1 protein-coding gene is annotated in these 17,014 nt (G+C 38.7%); it reads right to left on the reverse strand.

The window, feature by feature from the left end:
- Nucleotides 1–206 precede the first annotated feature (206 nt).
- The gene (locus AC4BC7_RS11245) at nt 207–16,850 is read right to left on the reverse strand and encodes a Cna B-type domain-containing protein (RefSeq protein ID WP_490502889.1); all 16,644 of its coding nucleotides are present in this window, start codon (nt 16,848–16,850) and stop codon (nt 207–209) included.
- Nucleotides 16,851–17,014 lie beyond the last annotated feature (164 nt).

Raw genomic sequence — 17,014 nt, forward strand, 5'->3', positions numbered from 1 at the left:
TTTGATTCAAAGTATCTATCGGTTCTTTTCATTAAATATTAATGATATAGTTTGGTTTATTTTAAATAAAATTCAAATAATTAGACTACCAAAAAAGGCTCTAAGAAATAGGGACAATTTCTTAGAGCCTTTACTATTTTTCACTTTCTTTTTACCACTATTCATTAACTAAACTATTTAGTTACGAAAAAGTAGTAGAAAGTTTTTTATTTTTTTCTGCGTTTTAGACCTAGTGTTACCGCACTACCGATAAGTCCCATACCAACAATGAACAGTAGCCATGATTGAACTTCTCCTGTTTGTGGCAGATAACCTGATTGATTGGAATTATCTGTTTTGTTATTAGTATTAGGAGAATTTGACGTCTCTGGTTTCCCATTAGATGTTGTGCCAGTAGTTGCGCTTGAACTATCTGTTTCTGTTGTACTGCTTGAGTCAGTCTCGCTTGTACTTTCCGTTTCTGGTGTACTACTTGAGTCAGTCTCGCTTGTACTTTCCGTTTCTGGTGTACTACTTGAGTCAGTCTCGCTTGTACTTTCTGTTTCTGTTGTACTACTTGAGTCGGTCTCGCTTGTACTTGTACTTTCCGTTTCTGGCGTACTGCTTGAGTCAGTTTCGCTTGTACTTGTGCTTTCCGTTTCTGGCGTACTACTTGAGTCGGTTTCGCTCGTACTTGTACTTTCCGTTTCTGATGTACTGCTTGAGTCAGTCTCGCTTGTACTTTCCGTTTCTGACGTACTACTTGAGTCAGTCTCGCTTGTACTTGTACTTTCCGTTTCTGGTGTACTACTTGAGTCAGTCTCGCTTGTACTTTCTGTTTCTGTTGTACTACTTGAGTCGGTCTCGCTTGTACTTGTACTTTCCGTTTCTGGCGTACTGCTTGAGTCAGTTTCGCTTGTACTTGTGCTTTCCGTTTCTGGCGTACTACTTGAGTCGGTTTCGCTCGTACTTGTACTTTCCGTTTCTGATGTACTGCTTGAGTCAGTCTCGCTTGTACTTTCCGTTTCTGACGTACTACTTGAGTCAGTCTCGCTTGTACTTGTACTTTCCGTTTCTGGTGTACTACTTGAGTCAGTCTCGCTTGTACTTGTGCTTTCCGTTTCTGGCGTACTGCTTGAGTCAGTTTCGCTTGTACTTGTGCTTTCCGTTTCTGACGTACTACTTGAGTCAGTCTCGCTTGTACTTTCTGTTTCTGTTGTACTACTTGAGTCGGTCTCGCTTGTACTTGTACTTTCCGTTTCTGGCGTACTACTTGAGTCGGTTTCGCTTGTACTTGTGCTTTCCGTTTCTGTTGTACTGCTTGAGTCAGTCTCGCTTGTACTTGTGCTTTCCGTTTCTGGCGTACTACTTGAGTCGGTTTCGCTTGTACTTTCCGTTTCTGATGTACTGCTTGAGTCAGTCTCGCTTGTACTTTCCGTTTCTGGCGTACTACTTGATTCAGTTTCGCTTGTACTTGTGCTTTCCGTTTCTGATGTACTGCTTGAGTCAGTCTCGCTTGTACTTTCTGTTTCTGGCGTACTGCTTGAGTCAGTTTCGCTTGTACTTGTGCTTTCGGTTGTTGATTCTTCTGGTTCTGTTGGCTGGTAAGTATTGGTTACTGTAAATCCGCTACTTGCACTGCCGGATACTTCGGAATCATACCCCTCTACTGGTATTTCTTCAATAGAATAGATGACTTTTTGACCTTTGAATGTTGCAGGTACTGTCGTGACAGCCTGCCAGTCTTCGCCAGTCAGAACTAAATCTTTTATGAACACATCGTTGGCATACAGTTTCACTGTTACAGTATCTGGACGTTTGTTTGCTTGGTTTTTCTCATCGATCCATTCTTTTGTTACAATTACTTTCATCGTGTTTAGATGATTAATCAGCTCTCCATCTCGCATTTCCGCAGTATAATCTGCGACAGGCTCTTCGACAACAGCATACACATAAGGTTTCCCTTGCGCATCAATTGTTGGTAAGTCTGCAAAATGATAATGCCAATTGTCCTCAGACAATGTTTGAGCTGGGACATCTGTCCAGCGTTCGCCATTTCGGGTTACATAGACTGTCACTTCTTCTGGACGCAGCTTATACTGATTGTCCAAATCATCCCAAATTTTATCACCTTCAAGTGTGGTTGTTTGCAGCGTGTTCGTAATAGTTAAGTCATCATCACTATATATGGTGTCATACCCAGCAACTGGGCTTTCAATAACACGATACGAGATGGTTTCACCAGTTGTATCTACTCGTGGTAAATTAGCAAAAGTATAGGTCCATTCATCGTCTTCATCCACAGTCGCTTCAATAGTTTCAGTCATAACTTCACCATCTCTAACAACGTTTCTTTCTGCCGGAACAAGTGTACCATCTTTGACTTTCATCACTTGTAGATGAATACTTTCTGGTCGCAATCCAAATTGATTGTCTTGATCACGCCATTTTTTCTCAATCGATAAGCTAGTTGTCTGCAACGAGTTCGTCATAGTGGTAGCTTCTGTCGTTGATGTATAACCTGACACGGCATGTTCTTCCACCGTATAAATAAACTCTTTGCCTGTTGAATCATTGGCAGCTAGATTAACCAGCTTCATTTCCCATGTCGCAGATGTTTTATCTAACGGCGTGAAGGTCACGTTTTCTCTAAAGAGCACTTTGGTTTCTGGTTGATCTTTTATTTCGCGGTACAAGTTGAATGTAATACTTGTTGGACGAATACTTTGATCATGTGCATCTTTCCAAACTTTTTTGATTGTAACATCGGTTGCTTTTAATTCATTAGTGATGACTTTGGTTTGTGCGTCAGAATTATCCACTTCTGTCGTATAGCCGGCTACTTCATGCTCTTCGACAGAATAAACATAGGCTTCCCCATCTTTATTCTTATCTGCTAAGCCTTCAAATTTATAGGTCCAACGACTGCCGGAAGTTTCTGATGGACTAGGTTCCAAGCTCACCGCTTCTTTAAATAGTGTTTTTGTTTCTGGCTTGCCTTGAACTTGACGATATAAATTGAACGTAATACTTGCTGGACGAACACTCGTATCTTGTTCATCTTTCCAAATTTTTTCAACAAGAATATCGCCTTTTTCAAGCAATGTATTGGTAATGGTTCGGTTATCAGTTACCGTTGCTTCATAACCATTTGGAACATTTACTTCACGAATCGTATATTCATAAAGTTTTCCTTCGCTGTTATACATTGGTAAACCAGTAATTTCACCCGTCCACGTATTTTGGCTAAAGAAACCAGCATCATCTGGATTTAAAGTTACGGTTGGATGATTGGTAAAGGCTTCATCCACTTCGCCATCAATCATTGGGACTACTTCAAAAGTGACCGATTGACGACTACTATTGTCTGTATCATCTACCCAAACTTTCTTCACATCAATTTTTGTTGTTTGTAATTCATTTTCGATATTTTGAATCAATTTCGTAGCATTGTCTTCATCCGCAACAACATCATCTAAATGTGCTTGATAACCATCTGGTGTAATCTCACGAACTGAATATTCAAACGGTTTGTTGGTATTTGCTTTTTCAAATGCTGGTAGCCCTGTAAAGTAATACTTGCCTTGCGAATCAGTTGTTGTCGTAATTGGTTCACCATTTGTATCTAATGCTGGCTGACCATCACGCAACAATTCAATTGTTACGGTAGTTGGACGAACAGTTGCAAATGATTCATCGCCAATCCAAGACTTCGTACCCGACAGACTAATTGGTGTCATCAACGTATTTTCTACCGTTAACACAGGTTCTGTACCAATTTGCCAAGCTACTTCAGAATTTGTTCGTTCATAACCTGGTACGACTTCTTCTTCAATCGTGTAAATATATTTCTCAGATACTTGATTATATGCTGGTAAATTATCAAATGTGTATTCCCAATTTTGGTTCTTAGTGGTAATTGTTGCTGTTACTAATTTTGGTTCTGTATCACTTGCTGTATGACGGTAAAGGTTAAGTTGAATACCGTCTGGGCGCGTTCCCCAGACATTATCATGGTCATTCCAAATTTTCTTACCAGTTAATGTAACTGGTTGGAAAGTATTCGTAATCGTTGTCGTCACTTCACCGGTTTGCTCATCCGTCTCATCTGTATAAGTTGTTTGATATCCATTTACAGGTACTTCTTCAACGGTATAAACGATTGGTTCACCCATTTGGTCAAATTTCGGTAAACCTGTGAACGAATGTGACCAGTTATCCTCGCTATCTGGTTCGACAATAGCTGTCACTAACTCTTCACCGCCCGCAACTAGTCGCGTTACTGGTTCTAATTCATCACCAACGTGACGCATTAAGTTCAATGTAATACTTGTTGGATGCGTGTTTAATGCATTGTCATTATCTGACCACACCTTCATCGCATGAACTTGCGTGATTTCTAATCTATTGGTAATCGTTACTTTTTGACCCTCACTACTTTTCTCAGTAGTAATTATTGGATCTTGATACCCATTCACATTTGCTTCTTCCACAGTATACGTATAATCTGCACCAGAAGCATCTTTAAGTGCTAAACCTGTGAATGTCGTACGCCAGCCGTTAGCTGTTAGTGTTGTTTCACTATTTACTTGAACTTCTTGACGTTCGTCTTCATCGGTGGTGTAACGATATAACGTAAAGTCAATATAATCTGGACGAATACTTCTGTCTGAAGTGTCTTCCCAAATTTTTTCAATAGTGACATCCGTGGTTTTCAACGTATTCGTAATGTCCACTTGTGTTCCTAATTCTGCCACATCAATTACGGCATCATAACCATCTGGAACCACTTCTTTGACTGTATAAATATACGTATTCCCATTTTTGTTTTGTTTAGCTAAACCTGTGAATAGATGGCTTAATTTGTCTGCTGTTAAGGTCGTTGTATTAACTAATTCTTCCATTTCTCCATCAGTATGACGATATAACTGAACAGTAATGTCTGGTTGAATTTGTTCCGTATTACCATCATTTTTATTTTCCCAAATTTTTCTGACAGAAATCGCATCTTGTGGAATTAATTCATTGGTAATCGCAGTCGTCAAACCAGCGGATGAAATATCACGATAACCGTGTGGTACATCAATTTCTCTCACACCATACATATATTCTTTGCCATCTTTATTATGGGTTGGTAAGCCAGTAATTTCAGCTGTCCATTCATCGGTATCTGTCGTTCCTGTCACTTCAATTTGTTTGCGGTGAGTGAAACTCATGTCTTCTTGACCATCAATATAAGGGACCACTTCAAAGGTTATTTTATCTGGGCGACTTGTCTTGTCTGTTGCGTCTTCCCAAATTTTCTTCACTGAAATTTCTTTCGTTGTTTGTAACGTATTGGTTACAACATATTGATTTTCTTCCTCATCAAATGCATAGGTTGGTGTATAACCAACTAATTCATCTGCTGTCATTTCTCTAGCAACATACACAAATGGTTTCGTTGAATCACCTTGCTGATATTGCGGTAAACCAGTGAATTCACCGGTCCACTCATTTGCTTCATTAAGAGTTAATTCATTGATGACACCTGCATCGGTCACTAATTCCAATTCATCATCCAGTTGACGGAAGAGTTGGACATGAATGCTAGTTGGTCGCGTTGCTTGTTTGTGGTCTTCATCACCTTGCCACACTTTTTTGACAGACAGTTTTTGATCCGTAATCAACCCATTGACCACGGTTAATCCTGTGCCATCATCTTTACGCGTGTATCCGTTAATAGCTTTTTCTGTTACGGTATACGTGAACTCAGTCCCATTACCATCATATTTTGGTAAACCAGTAAAGGTATGACGCCATGTGTCAGCTGTCATTTCCCCAGTAACAGTCGCTGTAATTGGTTCCCCTTGAGTATCTAATGCCGAGCTACCATTCCGTTGCAGTTCAAAGGTAATTGATTCTGGACGGGTATTCGCTTCATTCTGATGGTCCTGCCATTCCTTCGTTACTTCCACTTCATGTGTTACATCCAGTGTGTTCGTAACTGTTAGATGATCATCGCTATACGTTGTTGTATAGCCAAGAAGTGGTTTATCGGTCTCCATTGGCATTTCTTGAACCACATATTCAATGATTGTTCCTTGATTGTCAACTTTCGGTAAATCAGTAAATGCGACTACCCATTTGTTGTCATCCTCATCATCCACGTCATCCTCGGTTAACGTTTTGGTAATTGTTTCTGACACTAACTCACCGTTTGATTCAGTAACTTTTTGAACCGGAACTAATCCTGAAGCTGTACGACGCATTAATTGGAAGGTTACTTCGTCTGGGCGTGTACCAAATGAATTATCGTTGTCCTCCCAAATTTTGGTTGCTTCCACAGAAGTTGTGTCTAACGTATTGGTAACTATCGAACTTGTAATACTTGTTTCGTATCCTGCTACAGGGACTTCTGCAATCTTGTATTCATAAGCCGTGCCGTTTGAATCGGTAGCTGCTAATTTACCAAAGTCATACTTCCACGGTGCCGTAATCGGTTGACTACGCAACGCTTCTTCTGGGAAATCCTCCTCTGTCACAAGTTTACGATAAAGTTCAATCGTTACTTGAGCAGGACGTGCACTCATATTTTGTGCATCTTCCCAATCTTTGGTTCCTTGTATTTCTACACTGTTTAAAGTGTTAGTGATTGTTTTCGTTTGACCTTCATTTTCCAGAGTTGTCGTGTAGCCAGTTACTGCCTCTTCAGTTACTTGATAAATATATGGTTCACCATTTTTATCTTGTGTCGGCAGCTCTTTAAACACATAACTCCATGTCCGCGCGTTCTCATCGAAATCTTCTGCTTTTAAGATCTGCGTCTGATAAGCTTCGGTTGAAAAAGGCGTACCTTCAATACTACGATATAAATGAACGGTAATTTCACTTGGACGACTGCTTGTATCATCTAAATCATTCCATATTTTTTCAACCGCTACTTCTCCAGGTTTTAAGACAGTATTAGTGATTGTCACCTCATTGTCTTCTTGCTGGATATCTTTCGTATACCAGTCTGGTTTATCAGACTCATCTACTGTATAGATATATTTTTTACCTTCTCGATTGTGAGTTGGTAAGTCGGTAAATTCAATTTGCCAGTTATCTGAGAGTAATAGTTTATTGGCTCTCGTTAATGATTTGGTTTCAACTTCTTCTGGTTGTCCACCTTCAACTGAACGATACAATTTAAAGGTGATTTCATCTGGACGGCTATTTTCCTCACCAGAATCTTCCCAGACTTTCGTTGCTGTCACTTTCGTTGTCTGCAACTTGTTCGTTAAGGTTCTATTTGCTGGATCTGGCGTAAATGTGTAGCCATTTGGAACTTCTTCTCGTACTAAATATTCATATTCTTCATTGGCTTGATTGTATTGTGGTTGGTTATCAAATGAATATTCCCAATCGTTTGCTGCAGTGATTTTTTGCTCTGTCTCTGCTAACTTAACAAAGTCATCTGTTGAATCTTTGACTTTGCGAGTTAAATAAATCGTGATTTCTGCTGGTAAAAAGACCGCATCTGTAATTGGTGTATTATTTGATCCCATCCAAATTTTTTGACCTTTGATTTCAACTGGTGTTTTCAACGTATTCGTTAGTTCAGTTGCACCATCACTGCTACTGCTCACGTATCCTTTGACACTATCTTTGACGATATACGTAATTTCATTACCGTCCGCATCCAATTTTGGTAAGTCAGTAAATGAATAGTGCCCATTCGGATCTTCCTCTGTTGCAACAAGTTTCGTCGTTACATCTTGACCGCCTTTTTGAACAGGGATTTCTTCACCTTTCACATACAAGGTAACATCAATGGCATTAATAGCTGCTAACGCTGGTCGTGTCGTATATTTATCATCGTTATCTTGCCAGTTTTTTGTACCTGCAATAGCGACAGTTGGTAGAGTGTTCGTAAGAGTCGTCCCTGTTACTGAACTTTCATAATTTTTTGGTGCATTTGTTTCAACGACTGTGTATTGAATTTCTTTGCCGTCTTCATATTTAGGTAAACCAGTAAAGGTGTACGTCCATTCATCTGTAGCAGAGTCGTCAAGTGTCGCATCTGCTTGTGTCAATGAATTATCGTTTTTCACTACTGGAATAAGATTCGGTTCCTCGGTTGTACCAATGTTTTTCATCAAATTAAACGTAATTGCCATTGGTCGTGTATTAAACGCATTGCTATGATCTTCCCACACTTTTGTAATCGTAATATCAGTTGGATCTAGCGTGTTCGTAATAGTCAATGGTTCAGCTTCAACAGCCTCATCTGCATCAACAGATACCGGCGTACTGGCAGTATAGCCTGCTGGAATATCAGTTTCTACTTCTGTCACAGTATACATGAATGGATTGCCCTCTTTATCAACTTTTGCTAAGCCATTCCATGCCCCCTGCCAATTCGTTGTCGAATCAAGCGTTAGTGTACGTGAAACAAAACTTGGGTCTGTCTCGCCAGCTTCTGTTTGGCGAGTTAAGGTGAACCGGACACTATTTTGATGTTCGACAGTAAACCCGTGATCATCCCATACTTTTTTGACTGGGATATTTACTGTGTCTAGTGTATTGGTAATAGTCACATGTTTCCCTGTTTCAGTAGTGATAGCTGCTTGAGAAGTGTAGCCAAAAACAGCTACTTCCTCGATAAGATACGTGTATCTCTCATTGTCACTATTATATTTTGGTAAATCATCAAAAAGTGTTGTCCAATCATTATCTGCATTTAGTGTTGCTCTAGTAAGTTCCACCGGATTGTTGGCATCAGTTGTATAACGAGAAAGGATAACAACAATACTTTCTGGTCGAATGCTTTCATCTGAGGTATCTTGCCAGTTTTTCGTCACTGAAATTGCTGTATCTGGAACAAATGTATTGGTAATCACTTGCGTACCATTTTCTACGATCGGTCCACTTGGTGTGTAGCCATCATTTAAATCTGTTTCACGTACTTGATAGCTATACGCGTTACCATTCTTATCATACGTTGGTAATCCAGTAAAGCTATACTCCCAATCATTACCTGTTAGTTGATGCGATGCGATTGCTTGCCCATCCACTTCTGTTTGTCCAGCTACATAGCGATCTAAAACAAACGTAACCGAAGCTGGTCGATCATTATAATCTGCTGGTTCTCCCGCCCATCGTTTTGCGACTGGCACATCTGTTGTTTTTAATGTATTCGTAATTTCTTGTCCATTTAATGCAAACTCTAAATCGTCTTCTTCATAGCTTACTTCATAACCATTTAGGCTTTCAGACGCTACTTCTTTGACTGCATATTCCAATTCAACAAGTTCATCCTCGATGTTTCGGTATTTTGCAAGACCTCCAAAAGTATATGACCACTCAGCTGTAGAACCTGAAATAGTTTGAATGTTTGCTGGTGTCACAGCTACAAATGGAGCTGAACTATTTTTCTCACGACTGTACAATTGTAATTGAATACTTTCAGGACGTGTCATTGAGGCAACTGCTGCATCGCCTTTCCAAACTTTGGTCACTGTAATAGATGTCGAATCTAGCGTATTGGTTAATTCTGTACCGTCTGAATTGCTACTACTTGTATATCCAGCGATCGAATCTCGTACTGTATAGCGAATAAGATTACCCGATGAATCAAATTTTGGTAAGTTCTCAAATTTATACGTATTGTTTGCTTCAAGTGTTGCAGTCACTGGGTTGCCATTTTTTAACACAGGATCGCCATTACCTAATAACTCAATTGTGACTGGTGTTGTCGGGCGTGACTGCTGTGAATTATTTCCATCATTCCAAACTTTTTCACCAGATACATCTGTCAATTCTAGAACGTTGGTTACCGTTTTTCCTTCATCGGAGTACTGCGGTGTTTCATAATTGGCTACTTTCGTTTCTACCACACGAAATGTATAGGCATTGTTTGCTTCATCGTATTTTACGAGGTCTTTAAACGTATGTGTCCACACTTCTTCACCGTTTACTGTTTCTGGTGTGACATCTACTGGGTCTACGCCAGGAACGTTTACTGCTGGATTATCTCCAACTTGTCGTTGTAAAGTTAATCGAATACTTTCAGGACGTGTATTAAAGGCGTTTTCTTGATCATTCCATACTTTCGTCACTTCAAACTCAGTTGTTTCTCGAATATTAGTGATTTCAGAACCTGACGCAAATGATGCATTTCCATCAGCATCAATTTCAAAAGTCAATGTATGCCAATTTTCTTCATCAATTTCTTCAAATCTTACTGGTGCAGACGTTTCTTCAATTGTATATGAATCTGGGCGCAAACCATTGATAGTTACTTGACCATTGCTGTCTGATGTAAATAGCACAGCATCAGCTTTCACTGTTGTCCAATCGGCATCTATATCTACCCGATTATTCGGCCCAGTATAGTACTCGGTTGAACCACCCTTGTCTCTAGAAAGAATGAAGGTTGCACCATCAACAGCCGTTTTGTCTAAGCCTTGTTTTGCCTCACCGTATTTCGTGAAGGTAATTCGAGTTAACTCATTAGTCAAACTAGCTATTTTAGCTACCGGCTCACCATTTGCTGCCCCATCAATTGTAACTGGAACTTTTGCGGCATTTAATTGATAACCTGGTGCAGGTTTTGTTTCTACAAAATAATAATCACCTGGCGCTAACTCATCAACTAAAATATGACCATTTTCATCGGTTGTTAAAGCTTCTTTAATTGGCGTGTCTTCTCCATTTCGATAGAATGCAAACTCCGCCCCTTCAATGCCTTCATTGCTACCATTTTGTTTTGTAAAACTAACTGAACCTTTGTAGTTTTTCAATTCAAGTTCATCTGGAAAAACTTGTTCATGCTCATTTTCAATATCTCCAATAGTAAAAGTTGCTGAACCCGCAGTATTAATCAAATAACCTTCTGGTGCACTTGTTTCAACAAAGCGATAGGTTCCTGATCCTAATCCCGTCACATGAACTTTCCCATCTTTGATGGTTACAGTTCCTTGGGGCATTTCTTCTGTATCGCCATCTTTTACGACTTTAAACGTTGCATCCCCATTCTCTAAAGGAATTTGATTGCCGTCTTTGTCTTGTTTGATTAAAGTCGCTGATCCTTGATAATTCGTTAAAGCCATGTCTTCAGGAACAGCAGGAGCACTTAGATCGCTTCTAATCCCTTGAGTTACTTCGACAGTTCCATCTGGGGTTGCGAATGGAATCGTAAATTCATAAGTTACATCTGTACGAATGTGATTGTTAGGTGGTGTTTTTTCTTCGATAATATACGTTTTTCCAGCATCTAAGCCAGTAACGAATACTTCATTGGTATTTCTAAACGTTACATTACCAACCGGTTTTTTCATTAAATCTGTTTTATCATAAACAATAAATTCAGCATTTGAACCTGATAAAGAAATCGGATTTCCATCGTCATCAACTTTTTTCAGAACAGCTTTACCTTTATGGTTCGTTACACGCTGTTCTACTGTAGCATTTGAACCCGGATATCCTTCTTGAATAGTAATTGTCATACTACTTGTCATTCGAATATATCCATCTGCAGAAGACACTTCTTCTAATTGATACTCTCCATCAACTAGTCCTTCAAAGATGTAAATTCCAGTTGCAGCATTAGTTGTAAATATTGAACCAGTTGGATTGAACATCGCTAATCCATTACTATCTATTCCGTCATAATAATTCCCATCAGCATTCTGCAAACGGAACGTTGCCGTTTTATTAATATTAGTAATTGAACCATCTTCAAATTCTTTAATTACACGTATCTTACCACGATAATTTGTAAAAGATTTTGATAGCTCTAATTTACTAGTCTCGTTATCATTGGCTGTCGAGGAAACTGTAAACGTTAATGGCGTCGTATTACGTAAATATGTTGACTCAGCTGGACCACCAGTTTCTCGTAGTTCATAACTGCCGGCACCTAAATGTGGAATCGTAATTTCTCCATCACTATCAGTTATTAATCCTGTTTGAATTCGAGTAGCTCCCTGATACAAATCAAATGTATAGCCACTCTTATCAGTTACATCGTTAGATTCAAAAACTTTAGTTAAAGTAAAGTTTGCTTGATAGTTAATCATCGTTTCTTGGGTATCATAATCAGCTTGTGGTACTGTCGCTGTTCCCTCAGTTTGTTCACCTGTGATTGTAAATGCTACATTTTGTGAGTTTAAAATATACCCATCTAATCCACCTGCTACTTCTACCTCTTCAAATTCGTAATTTCCTGCACCTAAAGCTGGACTTATTACTTTATTGTTTTCTTCTTCAAACCGCTGTGCATTCGCTTTGGTTCCCCAAGTAATAACACCAGTAGTTGCGTTCTCACTACTATAATATTGTCCAGTGGCTACATTCTTAATAACAAATTTTGCACCAGATGTTGGTTCCGTACTAGTATAGACTTTTTCCATAAATGCTTTACGACGATAATTGACTAACGGATCCTCATCTTCGTTTAAGTCAACATCTACTGCACCCTCTTCTTTTGTAGGGTCAATTGTAAAATTCGCTGATTTAGTAGGATTAAGAATATAGTCTGGTGCGGCTGTTTTCTCTCTTAAATAATACGTTCCTGGAGCAATTCCTTCAATTTTCACTTCACCAGAGGCCGTTGAGGTAGCTTCTTTAGCAAGAATAACTGTATCATCAGCAGCATTGACTAATTCAAAAACTGCCCCGACTATACCCTGATTATTTTCATTAACTTTTTTCCAAGTCACTGATCCTTGATAATTAACAATCTTGACTGGATCGATAAGTGTTTGAGTGCCGTTCGCATTCTCTTTTACTTCAAACGAAATCGGTGCTGTATTACGAATGTAGCCCTCAACTGCTTGCTCTTCAATAACGTAATAGTTGCCTGGTTCTGTAAGTTCAAGGGTTAAGCGCCCATCTTTTGCTTCATAAGGCGCATTCTCCGTTACTTCAACTCCATCAGGGGCTTCACCTTTAAATAATTTGAAGGTTGCAAAATTTGTTTGATTACCAATTAAATTACCATTTTTATCTTCTTTTCGTAACTCTACTTTAAACCGTGGATCTTCAACTTCAAACTCTAATGGCGTCGTTTTATGGTTACTATCAAGATTCAAATAGGTTGAAAAACCTTTTCCTGTTCCTGGTCCACGATCGGCATATTTAGGATCAATCGCATAGCCACCAGGTGCTTTACGTTCCACAATTCGATACGTACCTGCCACTAAATTTGGGAAAATTAATTCACCATCTGCATTTAAAGACTCGGTCATTAATTGCGTACGTCCACGTGAATCCCATAATTCAAATATACCTTGCGTGGCATTTGTAGAATCTAAGGCTTGATTTTCACCTTTTTTAATAATTTTCAAATCGCCACGTTTACCTTTACCTGTACCTTTTGAACCAGAAATTCGGACACCTTCTGCGGAAGAAGAACCTCCCTCTATAAGCTCTCCTGCATTTCCTGTAATTTCATATTTATTACTGACTTCTGCAAATGCACCTGTCGCATCAATCATTGTTTCATATTCTAAAATATACGGTTGGTCAATAACATCATTGAACGATAGCGTAAATTGCTTTGCACTATTATTGATTTCAAGAGTGTACTCACTTGAATCTGCAAGTTCTCCTTTTTCCACATCACCAGTTGCAGATAGGCTTGCTTTATAGACTTTAATGGTGTCTGCTAAAAGCATACTATCACTATCCTCAGGCGCATCTTCACCAGAAATAGTATCCACTAACTTATAATCACTAATGGTTGACCCATTAGGATTCAATTCGATTTTCCAAGCTAGGCGATTGGTGCCTTCAATTTGTTTTCCTTCTTTAACCCCAAATTTATTTCCGTTACGTACAATAACCTCTTTTTCTAACTCATAGGCTTTGTTGCCATCTACTATAACTGATGCCGTGTTTTTGACTGTCGCATCAACTACTTTGTCCTCTTTAAATTTTGTTTGGAAGGTTATGCCTAATGTTTTCTTTGCTTTGGTTGAGTCATCAAACGTCACTCGGATTTTGGTTGGGTCTGACGTATCTACCGTAAACCCACTTGTTAATTCTTCTGTAATTGTAATCGCACCTGTACTAGGATCAATTTGATACACATGCGCTTTAACACTATCTGAAACTAATTCTTGATTCCCAGGCAAAACGTCTTCAATTACGTAAGAACCATGAATATCCTTGCTTTCGTAGTTAGTATTAATAACCCAGTCAATCGTTTTTTCTTGTGGGTTATAGGTTCCTTCTTTATCCCCATTATTTCCAGTAAATTCATGGTTTTCTGGTAGACCGGGGGTTTCGGTTTCATTTGAATGCTTGTTTTCTTGAGAATCTTCCCAATCAATTTTGACATGATTAGGGAAACGTGTTGTTTTATCTTCTTGACGTTCAAAATTCGTCACATACGTCAACGTAAAGGCTTCCTCTGTCACGGCATAATCGCCAATAAAGGTCAGAGTAAACCCTTCATCATTTGGTGTTTTCTCAAATTCATAGTCGGTACCTTCAATTAAAAGTGTCTCTGATCCTTGGACTCTTAATTCAAGACTGTCATCAACTAATGACAAACCTTCAGGAAAGGTATCATGAACAATCAAATGATGCATCTCATACTTATTATTATTCAAGCCAATCGACCAAGCAATCGTTTTGTTCTCATAATTTGGCGTTCCTGTTTTGATAACACCTTGTTGTTCAAATGTTCCGCCACTGTTACTTTCAGAATAACCATCTGCAGCAACAGTGTTTTCTAAAGAAACGTCATTCCCATCAATTTGCTTGTCCAAGGTTGTTTCATACTCAATGATATACGTGGTTCCATCAATTTCTCCATCAAAGGTTAGAGTGAAACCTCCTGTAGTTTCTCCAGAAGTTTCTTGTTCAGTAATGGTATATCCTGAGGTAATTGGAGAACCTTTTGTGACTGTTCCATCTTCTGAATTAACCGATGCTTCATAAACACGCACAGCATCTTTATCAAAAATCATTGGTTGATTCCAAGTATCAGTGAAAACACCTTGACCCGCTCCAATTTTTTTCATGCCTGTATTGTATTCGATTTGCCAAGTCATGGTTTGTGTCGCAGGATTATAATTAGTTCGTGTTTTATTTAATAGTTTGCCATATTTAGGTGTAACAGAAGCAGAATCACTGACATCTTTACCATCATCAGATAACGTCACTTCATTTTCCCAAACACGAGGGTTCTCTGGATCATCTTCAAAATCGTTATTTTTTACATCAGTCTTATAAGTTATTCGATACGCTTGATAAGCAGCATCGCCAGACAATTCATTAAATTTGATTTCTAATTCATTGTCACTATTTTTAACAATTGTATACGCATCAGACGCTAAAGGTGTTCCTTCTGATCCAGGAAGAACTTTTCCAGTCGCTACATCCACTTTAACAGGATAAATGACAATAGAGTCAGGAACTAGGGCTAAATCAGCGGGAATATTATCAGTAATCGTCGGTGCTACTAGTTTATCCATTGAAGTATTGATATCTACATTCCAAGTAACTGACTTAGGTTGGAATTTACTATCTAATTTTCCTTCCTTAGAAAGTGCTGTTCCTCCAGAAGGTTTGAAATAAATCACGATTTTTTCTTCGTTCGATTCGCTAAAAGGATTGTCAAATTCTAGTGAGGAACCTTCTTCAATTTTCGTTACATCAATAAATGAAAAGATTTCAACTTTCCCTTCAACAATATTCTCTGTGGCTGCTCGCTCATTAAATGTAAAAGTCACTTGACCTTCAGCAGTAATCACGTATTCACCATAATCACCCAAATTTCCTTCAAAGACAATTGAACCTGGGGCAGCATTGATGTCTAATATTTTAAATAAAGCTTCAGATAACTGGAAGTTGTAGGTATCACCAGCAATTACATCACGTAAATCTCCTTCTTCTAGTTTCCAATCAAATGCAATTTTTACACCTGCTTCACTATACGGGTCTAACGGATGATCCGCAGATGGTGGATTTCCTTGGCTGTCAGTTAGAATAAAATCTTTAAGTGTGATTTCATCATCAGACAATTCTTTTGGTTCTGTCCGTACTGGCTCATCTTCATCAGCCTGAGGACCAACTTTAGCGGCTGATTTCGTCGTTTTCTTTTCTGTCGAAGACTCAGTTGTTTCTTTGATTGATGATTCAGTTGTGGCTTCTGCAGACGTATCGCTGACTGACTCAGAAGAATCTACTTCACTGGGTGTTGTCTCATTCTCTGATTCTATTGTTGTTGATTCAGTAGTTTCTGTAGATATTGTTTCTTCTGTAGTAGTTGAATCAATCGTTTCAGTTTTTTCACTCATGCTTTCAACAGTCGATTGACTGACTTCTTGTGTTTCTTCTACAGTAGTTGCGGTTTCTATCTCAGATTCAGGTTCAGGATCCGCTTCGGCTTCACTACTTGTTTCTTCTACAGTAGTCGTTTCGGTCGTGCTTTCTGCTACTATTATTTGTGGTATTTTTATGTTCTTTTGCTGATTGCCGTTATCTGTTGTAACAATCAACTCTTGGTTAGTAGCAGTTTTGGCAACACTAAGTTTTAACGGGACTTTTGCTGTCGTTGCTGGTTCTACAATCACTTCAATCTTTTTTTGATTGACTTTAACAATTACACCTGTTGGTAATGGTGACGTACTAGATGACAATTCAACTGATAAGTTTGCTTCAACTAAATAAGTCTGTTCTTCATCTGTTTTATTTATCACTTCGGTTTCTAGAGAAACTGTCGCTACTTCTTGCTCATCCTTTGTTTCCACTTCTAGTTTATTCAGCAAAATCTTATTTTCGACTTGCAAACTATCTGTATCAGCAATTGCCAAAATAGGTGTCATTACACTTTGAATGAGTAGTACAACCAACATAAGCAACACGGAAACTTTTTGTACACTTTTATTCTTCATCTTCCACTTCACTCCTATATTTCTACATATCTTCTACAACCAAATATCCTTACTTAAAACAGCTCTTTACATGAAAAAAACGATTACTATTTATCAATTGTTGATACAAATAGCACCGTGCAAATAAAAACTGAAAATGATAACGAACTTGGTATTTTCACTAA

The organism is Enterococcus sp. AMC1623 (assembly GCF_058216495.1).